13 protein-coding genes and 1 pseudogene are annotated in these 19,428 nt (G+C 71.6%); 6 read left to right on the forward strand and 8 right to left on the reverse strand.

Features of this window, described 5'->3' with window-relative positions; genetic code table 11:
- Position 1 precedes the first annotated feature (1 nt).
- Complete coding sequence (locus OHT74_RS06905; RefSeq protein ID WP_328619722.1) at positions 2-826, reverse strand: DUF2182 domain-containing protein; 825 nt, start codon at positions 824-826, stop codon at positions 2-4.
- Between the two features lie 178 nt (positions 827-1,004).
- Between OHT74_RS06905 and OHT74_RS06910 the strand changes: the two genes are divergently transcribed.
- A complete protein-coding gene (locus OHT74_RS06910; protein WP_328619723.1) occupies positions 1,005-1,658 on the forward strand; it encodes a DUF1326 domain-containing protein in 654 nt (217 codons plus the stop codon).
- 105 nt (positions 1,659-1,763) lie between these two features.
- Here OHT74_RS06910 and OHT74_RS06915 read toward each other — a convergent pair whose 3' ends face one another.
- Entirely contained in the window at positions 1,764-2,852 is a 1,089-nt protein-coding gene (locus tag OHT74_RS06915; protein ID WP_328623267.1) for a serine hydrolase domain-containing protein, read from the reverse strand.
- Between the two features lie 423 nt (positions 2,853-3,275).
- Here OHT74_RS06915 and OHT74_RS06920 point away from each other — a divergent pair, with 423 nt between their 5' ends.
- The 3 genes from OHT74_RS06920 (at position 3,276) to OHT74_RS06930 (ending at position 8,412) form a co-directional block, all read left to right on the forward strand.
- On the forward strand, positions 3,276-4,166 hold the full coding sequence (locus tag OHT74_RS06920; RefSeq protein ID WP_328619724.1) for a DUF4436 family protein: 891 nt from the start codon (positions 3,276-3,278) through the stop codon (positions 4,164-4,166).
- 143 nt (positions 4,167-4,309) lie between these two features.
- Positions 4,310-7,144 carry a SpoIIE family protein phosphatase gene (locus OHT74_RS06925; RefSeq protein WP_328619725.1) on the forward strand — a complete coding sequence of 945 codons (2,835 nt, stop codon included), beginning with the start codon at positions 4,310-4,312 and terminating at the stop codon, positions 7,142-7,144.
- 122 nt (positions 7,145-7,266) lie between these two features.
- On the forward strand, positions 7,267-8,412 hold the full coding sequence (locus tag OHT74_RS06930) for an ABC transporter substrate-binding protein (RefSeq protein ID WP_266661608.1): 1,146 nt from the start codon (positions 7,267-7,269) through the stop codon (positions 8,410-8,412).
- A 237-nt stretch (positions 8,413-8,649) separates the two neighbouring features.
- Here the strand turns inward: OHT74_RS06930 and OHT74_RS06935 are convergent, their stop codons facing one another.
- The 3 genes and pseudogenes from OHT74_RS06935 to OHT74_RS06945 all read right to left on the reverse strand — a co-directional run.
- Positions 8,650-9,588: an alpha/beta hydrolase family protein gene (locus tag OHT74_RS06935; protein ID WP_328619726.1), complete on the reverse strand. Its 939-nt coding sequence runs from the start codon at positions 9,586-9,588 to the stop codon at positions 8,650-8,652.
- A 308-nt stretch (positions 9,589-9,896) separates the two neighbouring features.
- A complete protein-coding gene (locus OHT74_RS06940) occupies positions 9,897-10,997 on the reverse strand; it encodes a winged helix DNA-binding domain-containing protein (protein WP_328619727.1) in 1,101 nt (366 codons plus the stop codon).
- Positions 10,998-11,054: 57 nt separating this feature from the next.
- Positions 11,055-11,312, reverse strand: a pseudogene (locus OHT74_RS06945) (VOC family protein); the annotation flags it as partial.
- A 174-nt stretch (positions 11,313-11,486) separates the two neighbouring features.
- Here OHT74_RS06945 and OHT74_RS06950 point away from each other — a divergent pair.
- Entirely contained in the window at positions 11,487-12,545 is a 1,059-nt protein-coding gene (locus tag OHT74_RS06950) for a helix-turn-helix transcriptional regulator (protein WP_266661614.1), read from the forward strand.
- A gap of 169 nt (positions 12,546-12,714) precedes the next feature.
- A complete protein-coding gene (locus OHT74_RS06955) occupies positions 12,715-15,180 on the forward strand; it encodes a SpoIIE family protein phosphatase (RefSeq protein WP_328619728.1) in 2,466 nt (821 codons plus the stop codon).
- A gap of 57 nt (positions 15,181-15,237) precedes the next feature.
- On the opposite strand, the gene fusA is transcribed toward OHT74_RS06955, so the two are convergent.
- The 3 genes from fusA to OHT74_RS06970 form a co-directional block, all read right to left on the reverse strand.
- On the reverse strand, positions 15,238-17,337 hold the full coding sequence (gene fusA / locus OHT74_RS06960; RefSeq protein ID WP_328619729.1) for an elongation factor G: 2,100 nt from the start codon (positions 17,335-17,337) through the stop codon (positions 15,238-15,240).
- A gap of 419 nt (positions 17,338-17,756) precedes the next feature.
- Positions 17,757-18,308: a hypothetical protein gene (locus OHT74_RS06965; protein WP_328619730.1), complete on the reverse strand. Its 552-nt coding sequence runs from the start codon at positions 18,306-18,308 to the stop codon at positions 17,757-17,759.
- Between the two features lie 82 nt (positions 18,309-18,390).
- Positions 18,391-19,392 carry an SCO0930 family lipoprotein gene (locus OHT74_RS06970; protein ID WP_266661622.1) on the reverse strand — a complete coding sequence of 334 codons (1,002 nt, stop codon included), beginning with the start codon at positions 19,390-19,392 and terminating at the stop codon, positions 18,391-18,393.
- Positions 19,393-19,428: the final 36 nt, after the last annotated feature.

A 19,428-nucleotide genomic window follows, 5' to 3' on the forward strand; every position in this document is an offset into this window, starting at 1 on the left:
TCTACGGCTGGAGCATGGACGGCATGGGCGACTGCGGTGGGACCAGGCCCGGCAGCAGCCAGGGCTGGAAGAGGGCCAGTACCGCAAGGGCGAGGAAGGCGATGCCGATGGCTGCCGAGAAGACGGGGCCCAGTCGCCACAGCTTCTCCACGAAGATCACCACGGCCACCGCGGCCATGGCCAGGACGTTCATGACGCCGAGCGGGATGAGGACGATCATCAGTCCCCAGCAGCAGCCGACGCAGTACGCACCGTGGTGGGCCCCGACCCTCAGATCCCGGACCACGGGCCGGAAGCCGGCGTAGCGCACGAGCTGGCCCATGGGACTGCGGCAGTGCCGCAGACAGAAGTTCTTCAGCGGGCTGAACTGGTACAGCCCGGCGATCAGGAAGGCTCCGGCACCGATCCAGCGCCCGGCGCCCGGGTGGTCGTCGACCACGGCCCCGGTCGCGGCGAGGAGCCCGTAGGCGATCAGGCCGAAGACCGTCCAGGCCAGGAGGTAACCGGCCACGAACTGGGCGGTACGGGCCCCGCGGACGGCTCCGGCGGACTGGCGGCCGATGGCCCGGGCCCAGGTGATGGCCACCGGGGCCACGGACGGGAACATCATGGCGATCATCATGATCAGCCACAACAGCAGGAACAGTGGGATGCCCATGCCCATGGTCCCCGGCTCAACCCCCATGTCACGGGCCTGGTCGACGACCAGCACCCAGGCAATCAGCGCGATCAGTCCCATCACGGACCATGCCAGCGCCAGCTGCCGAGCCGACAGCAGGTTTGCCGGACGCAAGGGTGGTGACAGGCCCTTCCGGTCGAGGCGCATGCTTCCAGCACACCACAGCAGACGTGCACGTGCGGAATCAGACCCCGCCGGGCGGCCACGGCGGGCGGATAATCGGATGTGCAGACCGGCACGACCCGGGCATGGGCCGGTGATGTCTTCCAGGCTCTGCCGCCCTCCCGCGACCACGTCCGGTACCCGGTCACGAGGAGGCAGGGAGATGTCCGAGACGACGGCGACTGTGCCGAGATGGCACGCGGCGGGCAACTGGTTCGACACCTGTAAGTGCAACGTGCCGTGCCCCTGCTCGTTCGCGCAGCTTCCCACATACGGCGATTGCGAGGGCATCCTCGCGTGGCACATCCGCGAGGGCAGATACGGAGACGTACCGCTGGACGGCCTCAACGTGCTGATGCTGGGCTCCTTCGTAGGCAACATTTGGGCCGAGCACTCCGACACGTACGCAGCGGTCTTCGTCGACGAGCGCGCCGACGACGCGCAGCGCGAAGCGCTCCAGATGATCTTCGGCGGCCAGGCGGGCAGCTGGCCGGCGGAGATGGTGAGCATGATGGGTGCGGAGATGCGCGGTATGGAGTTCGCCCCCATCGAGGTGGAGGTCGCCGACGACCTCTCGAGCTGGCGGGCCGTGGTTCCCGGCCGGGTCGAGGCGGGCGCGCAGGCACTCACCGGACCCAACACGCCGGAGGGCGCTCGCGTGCAGTCGACCAATCTGCCGGGTGCCGAGACCGGACCGGGCCAGGTCGCGACCTGGGGCCGCTCGACAGCGGACCGCGCCGATGCCTACGGCTTCCAGTGGAGCAGGGAAGGCCAGTCCAGCAAGCACATCACCTTCGACTGGACCGGGCCCGACTAGGCTCAGCCCGGCAGGCGCCCGAGGACGTGCGCGCCGAGGCAGCGCTCGGCGCCGGTTTGGCCCGACGGTCCCGCCATTCCTACAACGATTCGCCTGTTCGGTCAGTCATTTGGCCCATATATCCAGCAGTTGATCGGCTGCACGGAAATTATCGGGTGAATCCACGTTGCACGCGACGGTTACGGCAGTGTTGCGGTCCGGGCTCACCTTGAAGGTGCTGTGAAATCCCTCCCAGTCGCCGCGATGCACCAGGCTCTTGTCGGGGAGGAGGAGCATTCCGGCCCCGTACCGCCCTTCTTCGATGCCGCGCCGGCGCAGGACGTCACCCACACTCACCGCTCCCGCCGTGACTCCGGTGAGCAGCGCCGCTCCACCGATGCGACCGGTGCGGTAATTGTCGGCCCAGCGGACGAATTCCCCAGGAGTGGTTTGGACGGACCCGTCTCCGTACTGTTTCCAGGGGGAGGAATTGGGGATGAAGGAGCCGTCCTTCTCGTCGTACGATTTTGCCTTGCCGGGAACGTCCACCGCCGGGGACAAAGTCATGCGCAGGTGCAGTGGGGTGAAGAATTCCTGTTGGAGGAAGGTCGGGAACGGCTTGCCGGTGACCCTCTCGACGACATGCGCCAGGAGGACGTAGTTGGAGTTGGAGTAGGAGAAGCGCCTGCCTGGCGGATCTTCCGGCCGTGAGGCGAGGATGGCCGCGATCGCTTCCTTCTGGCCGGCCGGATCCGTCAGCTTGATTCCCTTGGCCTCCAGCAGATCCTGGTAGTCGGTGATGCCGCTGGTGTGACGCATCAGGTCGCCCAGCGTGACGTCCCGCGTCCAGGCGGGCGGATCGTCGAGGAAATCGGACAGGGGGTCGTTCAGCGCGAGTTGGTGCCGCCCGGCCAGCAGAAGGACGGCGTCTGCGGTGAATTGCTTGGAGTTGGATTCCATGTCGAAGACCGTCTTCGGGGTGATGGCGCGCCCGGTCGTCAGATCGGCCTTCCCTCTCCCCGCCTCCCAGACAGCGCTTCCCCGCTTGCCGACAGCTGCTGCACAGCCCGGGCCGTCAGGAGAAGGCACCAGCTCCTGGAGAACTTCCGTGCTGCGCTTCTCGCGGTCGTCGCCGGTCGCGTGTGCCTGCGGGGTTGCGACCCCGGCCAGTACCACCGCAACCATGGCACCCCCGGCGGTGCACAACGACACCATCCGATTCACGGACACCACCTCCTTGTTCAGGCCGGAGTCGACCAGGAAGGGGATGTCGTCGCACGTGTCGGTGCGGGGCCGAATGCTGCCAGGCAGGCCAGAGCGGTCGCGGCAGTCACCGCGTGGATGCGGTGCATTGGCATGTGGTCTCGTTCCTCTGCCGGCAGCAGCGGCGGCCACTGACGGCACCAGAGCGCAATGGTGTGGTCGGAACGCGCGTTTTCGACGCTACCGGGTGGCGCGTTCGGGTGCACGCGGAGCGGTCACAACCCGTAACCCCCGGCCCGTCCGACACGATGGGACGCGCGCCGCATCACACGGCCCGACCCGCACGAATCGCCGGACCGCCCCGTGCCGGCGCGTGGTCCGCTCCCGGTGTCGGGCGGACGAGTCCGCTCCCCTTCCCACGTCGCCGGAGTCACCATGGCCCCACCGCCGGACCCACCTCGCCCACGCCGCTCCGGCGGGTCGATCCTGCCGGTCCTGCTGCCCATCGCGGTCCTGATCGTGGTGGCGGTGGCCGTGGGCTCGTGGCTGCAGTTCACCGAGCGGCAGGCGGGCGACACGGTCCACACCGTCGGATCCTCAGCCGCCGACCGGGTGGACGTGGAGGCCGTCGTCCAACGCGTCGACGCCGCGGCCCGAGAGCTGGTACTGCGCGTCTGGGTCACCCCACGCGGGACCCTCGGCGAGGCGGAGGGGGCAGCCCCGGTGGCCGATCTCAGCCTCCAGACCTCCGGGGCCACCCTCGGTGACCTGGAGTTCCCAGCGCACGAGCGGCTCGCGACCAGGGACGTGCAGGTCGCGCTCAGCGGTGGGTCGATCAGCGACTACCCGTTCGACACCTACGACACGGACATCGGGTTCCGGGCGCAGCTGGGTGGCAAGCAGGTGCCGGTGCGCTTGCTGTTCTCGAACAACGACACGCTCTTCTCGATCTCCGCGGAACCCACGCCCTCCCGGCAGGAGGCCGTCGTGGCGCTGAGGGTGTCCCGATCGGGCAGCCTGCTCGTCTTCGCGGTCTTCATGATGGTCGTGATGTGGGCGCTGGCGGCGTCCGTGCTCCTCGGGGCCTGGTACCTGACGACCCGCACCAAAGGCCTGGTCTGGCCCGCCCTCGCCTGGATGGCCGCCACTCTGTTCGCCCTCTCGGCGTTCCGCAACACAGCCCCCGGCACACCCCCGATCGGCTGCGTGCTGGACTGGTTCGCCTTCCTGTGGGCAGAGACCATCATCGCCCTCTGCCTGATCACCGTGGTCATCACCGGCGTCCACACCGCCCTCCACGCGGACGACACCCAGCCCGTCCGGTGAGGCGATGCACACTCCGCCGGCTGCGGCAAGGCCGGTGAGCGCCGCTCTGACGCTCGCGGAACCGCTCGAACATCCGGCTCACGCCGCATCTCCGGCCCGTCGCCACCCGCTGCCGACGGGCCGGAGAGGTTAGAAGATGGACTATGAGCAACTATCGGGGAGACCTCCGGCGCTGGCTGCTCGGCTCGGCCACGAGCCCCTCCGCTCCCCCTCGGCGTCCCCGCTCAGGACACCACCAGGAGCACCGGGAGCACGCACCGCCCCCCAGGGCAGGGGCGCAGCGGCCGCAGCGTCTTTCCTCCCTCCTGAGCGCGCGCAGCGTGGCCGGCGAGGTGTTCCTCCTCCAGCTGGCCGTCGTGGTCCTTCTCGTCGCCGCCGCGGTCGTGGCCCTCGTCGTGCAGGCCCGGAGCTCCGCCATGCTGGACGCCCGGCACCGTACCCTCGCCGCCGCCGGAACGTTCGCGGAGTCTCCGGGGATCGTCGCCGCGCTGCGCAGCCCCCACCCCAGCGCAGTGCTCCAGCCGAGCGCCGAGGCGGCCCGGAAGATCTCCGGGGTCGACGGCATCAACGTGTACACGCTCGACGGCGTCACCCTCGCCCACAGCGATCCGCGGCAGATCGGCAAGCGCGTCGTCGGCCCCTTCTCCAAGGCAGCGGCCGGCAAGTCCTTCACCGAGACGTTCGCCGGATCCCTGGGCCAGTCCGTGGTCTCGGTGGTCCCCGTCAAGGATGCCGACGGCAGGGTCATCGCCGTCGTCTCCTCCCCGGTCACGGTCCAGAACGTCCAGAGCATGGTGAACGGGCAGCTGCCGGTCGTCCTCGGCAGCGCAGCCGCGGTGCTCGCCCTGTCCGCGGGCGGGACGGCCCTGGTGAGCCGTCGGCTGCTGCGCCGGACCCACGGCCTGGGGCCGGCCGAGATGACGAGGATGTACGAGCACCACGACGCGGTGCTGCACGCGGTGCGAGAGGGCGTACTGATCGTCGGCGCCGGCGGACGGCTGCTGCTCGCCAATGACGAGGGGCGGCGGCTGCTGGATCTGCCGGCAGCCGCGGAAGGGCTCCCCGTCACCGGCCTGGGGCTGGAGAAGGCGATCGCCGAGCTGATCGCATCGGGCCGTTCCGCGACCGACGAGCTGCACATGGCGGGCGATCGGCTGCTGGCGGTGAACATCCGGCCCACCGCCCCCTACGGGCAGGCCGGGACCGTCGTCACGCTGCGGGACACCACCGAGCTGCGGGCGCTCTCCGGCAGGGCCGAGGTGGCCCGCGAGCGGCTGAAGTTGCTCTACGACGCGGGGGTGCAGGTCGGAACGACGCTGAACGTGGAGCGCACCGCGGAGGAACTGGCGGAGGTGGCGGTCCCGCGGTTCGCCGACGTGGTCACCGTCGACCTGCTGGAGCCGGTGCTGCGCGGCGAGGAGCCTCCCGAAGCGAACACCGAGATGCGCCGCACCGCTGTCGTCGGCCTCCAGGGCGACCACCCGCTCACCCCCGTCGGCGAGATGATCCGGTTCGCTCCCACCGGTCCCATGGCCGCCGGGCTGGCCGGAGGCCATGCGGTCCTGGAGGCGGACCTGCGCGCCACCCACCGCTGGCGGGCCCAGCACCAGGCCAACGCCCGGCAGATCCTGGACCGCGGCATCCACTCCCTGATCGTCGTACCCCTGCAGGCCCGGGGCGTGGTGCTGGGGATGGCCGGCTACTGGCGGGGGCAGGACTCCCCGCCCTTCGACGAGGAGGACGTGTCCTTCGCCGAGGAGCTGACCGCCCGGGCGGCCGTGTCCGTCGACAATGCCCGCCGCTTCACCCGCGAGCACACCATGGCCGTCACCCTGCAGCGCAGCCTGTTGCCCCGGGGCGTACCGGAGCAGTCCGCCGTCGAGGTCGCGCACCGCTATCTGGCCGCCCAGGCCGGGGTGGGCGGTGACTGGTTCGATGTCATCCCGCTGCCCGGCACCCGGGTGGCCCTGGTGGTGGGCGACGTCGTCGGCCACGGTCTCCACGCCGCCGCCACCATGGGCCGCCTGCGCACCGCCGTGTACAACTTCTCCACCCTCGACCTGCCCCCGGACGAACTCCTGAGCCACCTGGACGAGCTGGTCACCCATATCGACACCGACGATCAGGAGTGGCAGGGGATCACCGGAGCCACCTGCCTGTGCGCCGTCTACGATCCCGTCTCGGGGCAGGTGACCGCCGCCACCGCCGGGCATCCGGGCCCCGCTCTGGTCGGCCCCGACGGGACCGTGTCCTTCCCCGAGGTGCCGGTCTCCCCGCCGCTGGGCCTGGGCGCGGGTATGCCCGTGGAGACCATGACCCTCACCCTGCCCGAGGGCTCCCGGCTGGCGCTCTTCACCGACGGGCTGATCGAGAGCCGCGACCGCGATCCGGACGCGGGCCTGGCAGCGCTGCGTGCCGCCCTGTCCGGGCCCGCCCGCACCCCGGAGGAAACCTGCACCGCGGTGATCGACGCGATGCTGCCCACCAGGCCCAGCGACGACGTCGCGCTGCTGGTCGCCCGCACCCGCCTGCTGGACCCGGAGCGGATCGCCGAATGGGACGTGGCCCCCGACCCTGCGGCGGTGTCCCCGGTGCGCAACGCCTGCGCCCGCCGACTGGTGGAGTGGGGCCTGGAGGACATCTCGTTCACCACGGAACTCATCCTCAGCGAGCTGATGACCAACGCCGTCCGCTACGGCACCGAGCCCATCCGGGTGAGGCTGTTGTACGACCGCTGCCTGGTCTGCGAGGTCTCCGACGGGTCCAGCACCTCCCCGCACCTGCGCCGGGCCGCGGACACCGACGAGGGCGGCCGCGGCCTGTTCCTCGTCGCGCAGTTCGCCGAGCGCTGGGGCACCCGCTACACCGCCCGCGGCAAGATCATCTGGAGTGAGCAGTCGCTCCACGAGGGGGCCGCACCGGCCGCGATGGATCTCGGGGAGGCGCTCCTGGCCGCGTGGGACGACGAGGGGTTCTGAGAACGCGCCGCTACGGCAGCCGCGGGGAAGACGGCGGACACCACCCTCCGGGACTGCGCCGCCGAGGCTGCCGAACGTACGCTGACCCCGATCGGTACGCGACCGCCCGTTATGGAGCCTTTGTGCCCGCACCCCGTCTCCGGACAGCCTTCGTCGCCTCCTTCCTGGCCCTCGCGGCGGCACCCCTCGGTGCCTGCGGAGCCAAGCCCGTCGCCGCGCCCAGGGCACCCGCGGTGGCCACCTCCGCCGCGGACGCCGGCGGCATGGCGGCACTGACCGCGGCGGCGAAGAAGGAGGGCTCGCTCAACACGATCGCGCTCCCGCGCGACTGGGCCAATTACGGCGCACTGATCGACGGATTCGAGAAGAAGTACGGGATCAAGGTCGCGGTGGAGAACCCGGAAGGCAGCAGCCAGGACGAGATCAACGCCCTGATGGAGCACAGGCGCGACGGCCGGGCCCCCGACGTGATCGACGTGGGGGGCTCGTTCGCGCAGTCGGCGGCCCGGCAGGGCCTGCTCGCTCCGTACGAGGTCGCCGCGTTCGACCAGATCCCCGGGGAACAGAAGGACAAGCACGCCCGCTGGTACAACAACTACGGCGGCTACGTCTCGATCGGCTGTGACGCCAAGCGGGTGAAGACCTGCCCCTCGACCTTCGCCGATCTGCGCAAGCCCGAGTACAAGGGCCAGGTCTCGCTCAACGGCGACCCCACCAAGTCCGGCTCCGCCTTCGCCGGCGTGTATGCGGCGGCCCTGGCGAACGGGGGGTCCTTCGACGACATCCAGCCCGGAATCGACTTCTTCGCCGAGCTCAGAAAGAACGGCAACTTCATCCCGGTCGAATCCTCACCGGACACGATCGCGAAGGGCCAGACCCCGATCAGCATCGACTGGGACTTCCTCAACCTCGGATACGCCGACCAATTCCGCGAGAAGGGCGCGGACGTCGACTGGCGGACCGCCATCCCCTTCGACGGCAGCTTCGCCGAGTACTACGCGAACGGGGTGAGCAAGGAAGCCCCGCACCCCGCGGCGGCACGTCTGTGGCAGGAGTACGTCTTCAGCCCGGAGGGCCAGAACATCCGGCTCGGCGCCTATGCACGCCCCGTCCTCATGGACGCCATGGCGAAGGACGGCACCCTCGACAAGGCTGCCGCGGAGAATCTGCCGACGGTCGAGGGCACGCCGGCGTTTCCGACGGAGGAGCAGCGGGAGAAGGCGAGAGAGACCGTCAACCGCAACTGGGCCGCGGCCGTCTCGGGCTGAGGACCAGGGCGGCCCGGCGTGGCGTTGGCCCGCTTGCCCACGGTGGCCGTCCCGGCGCCGGCGTAACGGCCGGCTGGAGGTCATCCCTCGAGCGGGCCGTCTTCCGCAGATCGAACCGCCGGAGGCCACCGTCGGCCCGGTAGCCGGTGTCCTCCTGGAGACGGCTGACATCGAGGACCATGTGTGCCCTTCGCCTCCGGTGGGGAGTTCGACCTGTTCCTTTCTGGGCCCGGGGTCTTACTTGCTCTGCAGGTTTCCCAGCGGGTCCGGGTCGTTCTCCAGGGCGGTGGCCGCCGTCTTCCAGCTGGTGTCCCCGGGGAAGAGGGCGCTGCACAGGAAGGCCGTGGTGAGCTGCTGGATCAGGGCGACGCGGGCGGGGTTCTCGTCGATCGTCTCGGCGACCTCGTAGCCGGGGATGCCGCCGAGCGAGTGTTCGGCCCCGAACAGGGTGAGGAGACTCTTGTCGGCCGGGCTGTACGTGTAGGGGTCGGTGAACCAGTCCGGTCCGCGGGTGGACAGCATCGAGTCGTCGTTGTCGCCGACGACGAAGAGGGCCGGGGTGGTCATGGTGTCGAAGGACGGCTTCATGAAGGGGAGGTTCTCGGCGGCGAAGGGGGTGAGGGTGTCGCCCAGGCCGGTCAGGGCGAACAGCACACCCGTCGTGACCCGGGGGTCCGACATGTCCTCACCGGGAACGCCGCCGGAGTCCAGGACGCGCGCTCCGAGCAGCGCGCTCGCCGTCTGGGCTCCCCAGGAGTGGCCGGCCACGGCGATGCGGCTGTGGTCGATCCGCCCGCCGAGGCCCGGTACGGAGGCTTCCAGTACGTCGAGTCCGTCGAGCACGAGCGCGAGGTCCTCGATGCGGATGCGCCACATCTGCGGCGTACGGGGATCCTCGTGCGGGATGCCGAGCGTCCGGGAGTCGAGGTGGGTGGGCTGGATGACCACGAAGCCCTGGGAGGCCCAGTGGTCCGCGAGCGGGGCGTAACCGTTCATCGACCAGCCGAAGCCGTGCGAGAAGACGATGACGGGCAGGTCGCCGCCGGTGGCGGGGGCGGAGACGCGGACCTGGAGGTCCTCACCGCGACCGCCCGGGGCGGGCAGGATGACCGGCTTGGCGGAAATCACAGTGGTCGTGGTCGTGGTGTTCGAGTCGGACACGGAAGTGCCTTCCATTCGGTTTCTTCGCACTCTTGGTTCGGCGGGGCGGGGCCCGGACGTCGGTGGGGTCGCAGGCCGGGCCGGTTCTTGGGGGGTGGCGGGGAGGGCCTCCGACACGCGGGCACATCGGTGCCGGGCTCGGTCGGTGGTCCCCGGTCTCTGCCATCCCGACCAAAACGGAACCTCGCTCCGCCTACGATACGGAACGCTGTTCCGCTTCGCAAGGCTCGCGGAAGGAGCGTCGCGGTGAACGACGGCAACCGGCAGGAAAGCGCGGCCGGATGCAAGCGCAAGGACGTCCGACGCAACCAGCGGTGCCCGGCTCAAGGGGAGGGTTCGGCGATCCGTACGCGGTGGCTTTCGTTGTCGGAGAGGAACGAGGCGAGCCCGTACCCCTGCTCCGCGACGGCGTTGCGGTCGGCGCGGGTGAAAGAGCGCAGCGGGGTGACGGTCACGGTGTCGTCCTTGACCGCCCAGGTCGCGGAGACCCGGCCGTCGAGCAGGACGACGCGTGCGCCGGCGACGGACAGGCCGCGGTGGGCGTCGTCGATGATCCGGGTGCGGTCGTGGTAGCCGAGGATCGCGTTGTCGAACGCCGGCAGGAACCGCACCGGGGCGGGTGTGTCGGGGTCGGGGCGGGGTGCGCCGGGGAGGTCCAGCAGTACACGGCCCCGCTCGTCGCGGAAGGTGACGAGCTCTTCGCGTAGGGCGTCGACCGCGGCCGGGAGTCCGGCGAGGCCGCACCAGGCGCGCAGGTCGGCAGAGGCGGCGGGGCCGTATGCGGCCAGGTAGCGCCGCACGAGTTCCTGGCCCACGGGATCGGAGGCGTCCGGGGACGGTGGGTCGATCTCGCGCCCGAGCCACGAGGAGAGCATGGCGTTGCGCACGCCTGCCTTCGTCCGCCACAGCCCGCGCGGTGGCAGCTGCGCCATCGGGATCAGGGCGGCGACCAGCATTTCGCCCAGTGGCCGCGGTCCCGGCCGCGGCCAGCGCGCTGCGAGCGCCCGCGCGAGCTCCCCCATCGAGCGGGGTTCGCCGTCGGCCATCACCGCGCGGCCCGCTGCCGCGAGTTCGTCGAGGTCCGTCCCGGCGAGCTCGCGGCGGTAGGTGCCGAGTACGCGTTGGCGCAGCATGGTGTCGTGGCGGGCGCGCCAGGCCAGGGCGTCGTCGGCGCTGAGGAGGTGGACGGTGCGGCGCATGAGGTGGGTCCGTACCACTCTTCGCCCGGTCAGCAGGTCCGAGAGGACGGCCGGGTCGAAGGCGCGCAGCCGCGACCAGAGCCCGACGAACGGCTCCTGCGGTTCCTGTGCCTGGAGGCCGCCGAGGTGCGCGACGGCGTCGAGGACCGGAAGGTCGGCGTGGTCGAGCAGCAGCTGCCGGGCGAGCGTGGCGCGGCCCAGCGCCCGGGTGCCGAGAACGGTCATCGGCTCACCGCGCCACGATTCCGGTCCTGCCCGGTGCGCGTGTCTTCACTGCTGCGTCCTCGCCTTCACGTCGAAGGCGCTCTCACCCCGGTTCCACGGCATGCGCGCGGGCACGTCGTAGGCCATCACGGCGAAACCGTTGTCGGCGGCCACCTGGCCCCACATCACCTGGTCCGCTTCGGCGGGGTCCTGGACGTTCCCGGCGTCCTTGTAGGTGACCACGATCTCGTGCCCGCCGAACACGGAGCGGTAGAACGCGAGTGCCGCGCGGGCATCGCCCCGGAAGTTCAAGTGAGTCACGGCTTTGACGGACATGGTGGGCTCCCGGCCTTTCGATTGCGTCCTGTCGGGGTGGTCCGGCGGGTGCCGGCCCGACCGCGGGGCCGTGACAGGGGGGCTCGGTGCCCTCACCGCCTGCCCTGCTCCGGTGACCACACTCGCAGGGGTAGCGGTCAGTTTCTGTCCGCTTCTCGGCGCATCATGGAAACCATGCAGAAGACTTCCGCGCGACTGCTCTCACTGCTCTCACTGCTCCAGGCGCGCCGGGAGTGGCCGGGGCAGTTGCTGGCCGAGCGGCTGGACGTCAGCGCGCGCACGGTGCGCCGCGATGTCGACCGCCTGCGCGAGCTCGGCTACCCCGTCGTGGCGGTCAAGGGCCCTGACGGCGGATACCGGCTCGGCGCAGGCACGGAACTGCCTCCGCTGCTGTTCGACGACGAGCAGGCCGTCGCCCTCGCCGTCGCCCTCCAGAGCGCCGTCGCCACCGGCGCCGGCGCCGGCATCGAGGAAGCCGCGGCACGCGCGCTGAACACCGTCCGGCAGGTCATGCCCGCCCGGCTGCGCGGGCGGATCGACACCCTCCAGGTCACCGCCGTCGAAGGACCCGCCGGCGGGCCGGGCGCTGTGGCCGACAGCGACGTGCTCATGGCGCTCGGCTCTGCCGTCCACGCCCGCGAGGTACTGCGTTTCGACTACGCCTCCCCGTCCGCCTCCCCGTCCGCGCCGGGAGCTGCCCGGAACGGCACGCAGACGCCGCCGCGCCAGGTACAGCCCCACCACCTCGTCACCTGGGGCGGGCGCTGGTACCTGGTCGCCTGGGACCTGGCCCGCGAGGACTGGCGCATGTTCCGCGCCGACATGATCACCCCGCGTACCCCGACGGGGCCTCGATTCACGCCGCGCGAGCTGCCCGGAGGGGACGTGGCCGCCTTCGTCGCCGGCAGGTTCCGGGGATCCGGCGACTCGGGCGGCACCGGCGGCTGGCCCTGCCGCGGCGAGGTGGTCCTCGGCCTTCCGGCGGCCGCCGTGTCCCCCTACGCCCGCGACGGACTCATCGAGGAACTCGGCCCGAACCGCTGCCGGCTCGTCCTCGGCTCGTGGTCCTGGCCCGGCCTGGCCGCCGCTCTCGGCAGGTTCGACACCGACATCGAGGTCGTCGGCCCGGCCGAGCTCAAGGACGCCTTCGCCCACCTGGCCCGCCGCTACGCCAACGCCGCAGCCGACGTACCCGGCCCTGCACTCGCGAAGCCACGACGAAGCGACGACTAAGGGCTGGCCCCGCAGGAGCCGCGCTGAGTCTTGGCCGACCTCATCGCCCCGCCTGCTGTGTGCAGGTCGGGGGCGGGTCCCGACCCACGCTGCACAAGCGGTGACGCAAAGCGATAATTGCACGGGTAGGGCAGGAGTCGTTCCGCAGATCCGGAAGTGGGGCGCAGCGATGCACGACCCGGTGTTCCACGATGCCTCCGGCGTGCTTGCGGATGCGGACGACGACACCTACGCGCTCCTCGACGCGCGCGGGGTGGTCATCGGCTGGGGCCCGGGGGCGGAGCGGCTGCTCGGCTACACGGCCCGGGAGGTGCACGGGTGGCGCGGGTCGGAGCTGCTGGTCAGGCGTACGGAGCTCGGGCACGCGGTCCTGCGGCACCGCAGCGGGCGCGAGGTCGAGGTGGCGCTGCACGCACGTCCCATGGTGTCCACGGCCGGTGACCGGCAGTGGCTGATCCAGGCGACCGACACCGACGCCACGCGCCGGCACGAGCTCAGTGAGGCCCTGATCAGGGGGCTGTTCACCGAGTCCCCTTTCCTCATCGACATCTTCGACACGCAGCTGCGCTTCATCGCGCAGAACGACGCCCTGCGGCGCGGCGCGGGCTTCGCGAACGAGGAGTTCGTCGGGCGCACGATATCCGAGGTGGCGCCGCCCGATCTGCTGGACATGGCGGCCCTCGAGGCGCGGCAGCGCCATGTCCTGGAGACCGGTGAGGCACTGGTCCAGACCGAGGTGCGGGGCCTGCTGCGGGGTGATCCCGACCGGCAGCACGTCTGGTCCGAGACGATCCTGCCGCTGCGCAGCAGCTCCGGCGAGCTGATCGCGCTCGCGCACGCAGTGGCCGACGTGACCGAACGGGCCCGGGCCCGCGAGCGGTTGGCGCTGATCAACGACGCGAGCACGCGCATCGGCACCACGCTGGACGTCCTGCACACCGCGCAGGAGCTCGTCGACGTGGCCGTCCCGGAGTTCGCCGACCACGCCTACGTCAACCTGCCCGCCCAGGTCCTCGGCGTCGGGGAGCCGCTCGTCGGCGCGGTGGGCGAGGCCGAGACCCTGCTGCGCGCGGCGACTTCCTCCGCGCCCGGAATCCCGGTGAAGGCGGCGGTCGCGACGGGCGGACCCGACCCTTTCACCACCGGGCCGGGCTCCCTGTTCACCCGGGCCATGGCCAGCGGCGAACCGCTGCTGCTCACGGGAGAGGAGCTGATCGCGGAGCTCGCCCCCGTCGATCCCCGGCAGGCCGAGCGGGTGCGTGCGTACGGGGTCCACTCCTGGCTGCTCGTACCGATGTCGGCCCGCGGGGCGGTGCTGGGCGCCGCGGTCTTCGTACGCCACGCACGCGCCCACGGGTTCGAGCCGGACGACGTGCTGCTGGCCGAGGAGATCGCGGCGCGTGCGGCGGTGTGCATCGACAACGCGAGCCGCTACACGCGGGAGCGGACGGCGGCCCTGGCCCTGCGGCGCAGCCTGCTGCCCCAGCGGCTGCCCGTCCTCGGAGCCTTGGAGGCGGTGACCCGCTACCTGCCCGCGCACGGCCACGCGGAGCTGGGCGGGGCCTGGTACGACGTGATCCCACTGTCGGGAGCACGGGTGGCGCTGGTCGTGGGCGACGCACAGGGGTACGGCCTGAACGCCGCGGTGACCATGGGCCGGCTGCGTACCGCCGTACGTACCCTCGCGGACCTCGACCTCTCCCCCGACGAGCTGCTCTCGTACATGGACGACCAGATCCACCGGTTCGTGGACGAGCACGGCCAGGACGAGCTCAGCGGCCCGCGCCCCGGCGGGGCGGCCGGGACGACGTGCGTGTACGCGGTCTTCGATCCGATCTCGCGCCAGTGCGCCGTGGCCTGCGCGGGTCATCCGCCGCCGGTGCTCGCCCCGGTGGGCGGGGAGCCCGCCATCGTCGCGCTGCCTGCCGGGCCTCCCCTGGGCTTCGGCGGATCGCCGTTCGAGAGCGCCGAGCTGACGCTGGACGACGGGGACGTGCTGGTGTTGTACACGCACGGCCTGGTCGCGGCGCCCGACCGGAGCGTCGACCTCGGCCTCGAACGGATCCCGGAGGCGCTGTCGGGCATCCCGCTCGCCGCGCCGTCCGGGCCCGGGCGCCGCGGGAACGGGCTGGACGAGGCCTGCGACGCGGTGATCGGCCGGCTGCTGCCGGTGCTCCCGCAGGACGACGTGGCGGTGCTGATGGTGCGCCTCCACGAGCTGGACGCGGGCCACCACGTCACATGGGACCTGCCCGCCGAGCCCGAGGTCGTCGGCCGCGCCCGTACGCTCGCGACACGGCAGCTGGCCGTATGGGGCCTGGAGGAGCTGGAGTTCACGACCGAGCTGGTGGTGAGCGAGCTGGTCACCAATGCGATCCGCTACGGGAGTCCGCCGATCCAGCTGCGGATGATCCGCGACCGCGAGCTGATCTGCGAGGTTTCCGACGGCAGCAGCACCACCCCGCACGTACGGCGTGCGGAGGAGACCGACGAGGGAGGGCGCGGGCTGTTCATGGTGGCGCAGCTCGCCCAGCTCTGGGGCACGCGCTACCACGCCCGCGGCAAGACCATCTGGACCGAACAGCCCTTCCCCGAGGGGTTCCTGGAGGAGGCGGACGCCGCCGGCCCCGGCTGACGGGTGCACCTGCGACCCTGCCCCGGCCGCGGTGGCGGCCGGGGGCAGGAGTGCCTGCTAGCCCGACAGGGCATGCTGGTACGCCGCCACCGGGACGGGGGCGTAGCCCGTGGGGCGGGTGGTGAACGTGCCCCGGCCCTGGGTGCGGCTGCGCAGCCGGGACGCGTAGCCGAACAGTTCGGCCAGCGGCACGGTGGCGGTGAGCGCCGTGGTCCCCGTCCTCGCAGCCGAGCCCGAGACCCGTCCGCGCCGCGCGGCCAGATCGCCCAGCACCCCGCCGACGGCGTCGTCGGGCACGGTCACCACGACCTCGACCACCGGCTCCAGCAGCTCCATCTCGGCGGCGCGCAGGGCCTCGCGCAGCGCGAACCTGCCCGCCGCCCGGAACGCCATCTCCGAGGAGTCCTTGGAGTGCGTGGCCCCGTCGGCCAGGGTGACCCGCAGCCCGGTCACCGGATGGCCGCCGAGGGGGCCCTCGGCGAGCGCGTCGCGGCAGCCCGCCTCGACCGCACGGACGTACTCCTGCGGCACCCGCCCGCCGACGACGGTCGACCGGAACTCGAACACGCCGTCGCCGCCGGCCGCGCCCCCGCCTGCATCTCCGGCGTCCCGGTCCTCCAGGGGCTCGAGGTCGAGGACCACGTGGGCGAACTGACCCGCGCCACCGTCCTGCTTGACGTGCCGGTACACCAGCCCCGACACGCCGCGCGCCACCGTCTCCCGGTACGCGACCCGCGGGCGGCCCACGGCGATGTGCAGCCCGTGGCTGCGGCGGATCTTCTCCACCGCCACCTCCAGGTGCAGCTCGCCCATCCCCGACAGGACCGTCTGGCCCGTCTCGGGATCCGTCCGGACCACCAGCGACGGGTCCTCCTCGACCAGTCCGGCCAGTGCCGACGACAGGCGCGCCGTCTCGGTGCTGTTGCCCGCCTCGACCGCCACGGACACCACGGGTGCGGCGGTCTTCGGCGGTTCGAGGACGAGCGGAGCGTCCGGTGCGCACAGCGTGGACCCGGCGCGCGTGCCCTTGAGGCCGACCACGGCGACGATGTCCCCGGCCACGGCCCGGTCCGCCTCGGCGTGCCGGTCGGCCTGCACGTGCAGGATCCGTCCGATCCGCTCGGTCCGGCCGGTGCCCGCGTCCAGCACGGTGTCCCCCTTCCTCATCGTTCCCGAATAGACCCGCAGGCAGGTCAGCCGGCCGGTCGCCGTCGCGCTCACCTTGAAGGCCAGCGCGGCGAAGGGCGCCGACGGATCGGCGGCCCGTTCCTCCACCGCCGTGCCACGGGTTCCCCGTACCGGCGGCATGTCGGCCGGCGAGGGGAGGTAGGACACGACGGCGTCGAGCAGCGGCTCGATCCCGCGGTTGCGGTACGCCGAGCCGCACAGCACGACGACGCCTTCACCGCTGCGCGTGAGGTCGCGCAGCGCGGCGGTCAGCGTGGCCGTGGACAGCGTCGACGTGGCGCAGTACTCCTCCAGGGCGGCCGGATGGAGTTCTGCCACCCGCTCCTCCAGCAGCCGCCGGCGGCGGCGTGCCTCGTCGTACAGGGCATCGGGTACGGCACCCGTCGCGAACGGGTCGGGCCCCGCACCCCAGACCAGCGCACGCATGTGGACGAGGTCCACCGTCCCGGTGAAGCCGTCCTCCTGCCCGATGGGCAGCTGGACGACCAGCGGAACCACGTGGAGCCGCTCCTGTACGGACGCGACCGCCCGGTCGAGATCGGCGCCGACACGGTCCATCTTGTTGACGAACACGATGCGCGGCACGCCGTGGCGGTCGGCTTGTCGCCATACCGACTCGCTCTGCGGTTCGACGCCCGCGACGGCGTCGAACACCGCGACCGCGCCGTCGAGTACGCGCAGCGAGCGCTCCACCTCGTCGGAGAAGTCGACGTGCCCGGGTGTGTCGATCAGGTTGATGCGGTGGTCGTCCCACGTACAGCTGACGGCGGCGGCGAAGATGGTGATGCCACGGTCTCGCTCCTGGGGGTCGTAGTCGGTGACGGTCGTGCCCTTGTGGACCTCGCCGCGTTTGTGGGTTGCCCCGGTGGCGTAGAGGATCCGTTCGGTGACGGTGGTCTTGCCGGCGTCGACGTGCGCGAGGATGCCGAGATTGCGGACGGTGGTCGAGGTGTTGAGGTCGGTGCGCATGGCCCGGGGTCTTTCTGGTGGGTCGTGAAGGGGGCGGCGCGATTTTGCGGACGAGAGGGGACCAGGCTCAGGGCAGGAAGGCGTTACAGGGCTCGACCGCGGTCCGGGAACACCCGGGTACGCGAGGTCGGCTCGCCTGCCTGGAGGAAGAGGTCGGATCTTCGTCGCGGGCATCCGATGGCGGCCGCGCAGCCGTCACCGGGAAGACGAAGACACCAGGATCACGTCGTACCGCGACCGGGGAACGAAGACGGCGATGCGGTGACACATGGCCTGGCTCCCTTCACTCGGATCACACGAGCCGCTCGGCTCGCTCGACGGCGTGCACACACCACATCCCGTGGCGGCACGAGAGTGAGTGTAGTGAAACGGCAGCGGCCCGGCACCGCAATTGAATGCGGGCCGGGCCGGACGCCCCCTCAGGAGGCGGCGGGACTCGGGGAGTCGTGCCCGCCGGTGTGGGAGGAGCCGTGGGAGGCGTCGTGGGGGGCATCGGGGGAGGCGCCGGGATCGGCGCCGGGGCCGGCAGCAGGGCCTGCGTCGTGCGCGGCGGAACCGTGGCCGGTGGTGGTCTCGATGGTTCCGCCGAGGCGGGTGTGGGCGGGGGCCAGCGCCTCGGCGGATGCCGCCGTGATGACCCAGGTGGGCCCGACGAGGTAGGTGCCGCCGTACATCTGCGCCTCCGTCAGCCAGGTCTGCCGGCCCTGCTCGGTGGTGAACGTGGCCATCCGGAAGCCCTCGGCGCCCGCCCCGCACGCCCCCTCCCGGAGTTCCTCCGCGTCGACCGTGATCTCGGGCGTGCAGCCGAGGGCTGCGGCGATCTCCTGGAGCGGGGCGGGGTGGGCGGACGAGGCCGGGGCGGACGCGCTCGCGGCGGGATCCTGCGGACCGGCGGCCACCCGGGCGGCGCAGCCGCCGCACAGCAGCGTCGCGAGCAGCGCGGCGGCGGCGATACGGGGTGAACGGGGCATGACTGGCTGCCTCACAGGGGTCGGGGCGGGATCGGGGCCTGCGGCTCGGGACACGGTGATCGCTGCGCAGGGCTCGGGCGCGCTACGCCGTCGGGGGGACCTTCTTGCCCTCGGGGGTGACCGCGAACCAGAGCCCCTGCTTGTTGTGGCCGTTCGTCTGGCCGGGCTCGGTGTCACCGGTGAACGTGTAGACCGGCCAGCAGTCGATCGTCAGCTGCTCGCTTCCGTCGGGCCGCTTCACCGATCCGACCAGCTTGCCGGCAATTCCCTCGGCCTTCGACTTGTCCACGGCCGGGGCGGGCTTCCAGGTGTCCAGGCAGGCACCAAGGCAGCCGAACTTCATGGGCCACGCACTGTCCTTGTCGAATCGGTAGAGCGTGCGCCACTTCCCGTCCACCAGGATCTTGCCGAGTTTTTCATTGTCGGCCACGGAGAGTTCCGTGCCCGCCTTCATTTCCATCCCTCCCATTCCGCCGCCGCCGTCCGCCTTCTGTTTCTTGTCGATCGCCTTCTTGCCGTCCGGTGCAAGTGCGTGCCAGGTACCGCCGACGCCTTCGCCCTTCGCCTCCCCCGCCTTGGTGTCCTTCGCGTAGCGGTACACGGGCCAGCCGCCGAGGGTCAGCTGCTTGCTGCCGTCGGCCCGGGCGACCGACCCGAGGAGGGCGGCGTCTATGCCGGCGGCGGCCGACGCGTCGTCCGCCGGGACGGCGGGCCACACGGCGGCGCAGTCCCCCTCGCAGTTGGACTTGGGAGGCTGGGGCGTGTCCTTGTCGAAGCGGTAGAGGGCCATTCCGGCGCTGTCGGTGACCACGCTGCCCACGCTCGCGATGTCGCGTACGGACAGCTGCCCCGCCGGCTCGGCCTTGCCGGAACCGGAGCCGACGTCCGAGCCCGACCCTGAGCCGGCGACGGCGGCGCCCGACCCGTAGCCGCCTGCCCCGTAGCCCGTGTCGTATGCGCCTCCGAGGGGTTTGCCGGCCCCCGCCGGCTGTACGGAGTTCGAGTTGCGCGCGCCATTTTCGCTGCTTCCGCATCCCGTGGCCGCCAGCAACAGAACCGCGGCCACCGATCCGACAGTTGTCATACGACGCATCTTGTTCACGATCACTCCTTCGGGTTG

Origin of the sequence: Streptomyces sp. NBC_00354 (assembly GCF_036106915.1) — a bacterium.
In the GTDB taxonomy this organism is placed as follows: domain Bacteria; phylum Actinomycetota; class Actinomycetes; order Streptomycetales; family Streptomycetaceae; genus Streptomyces.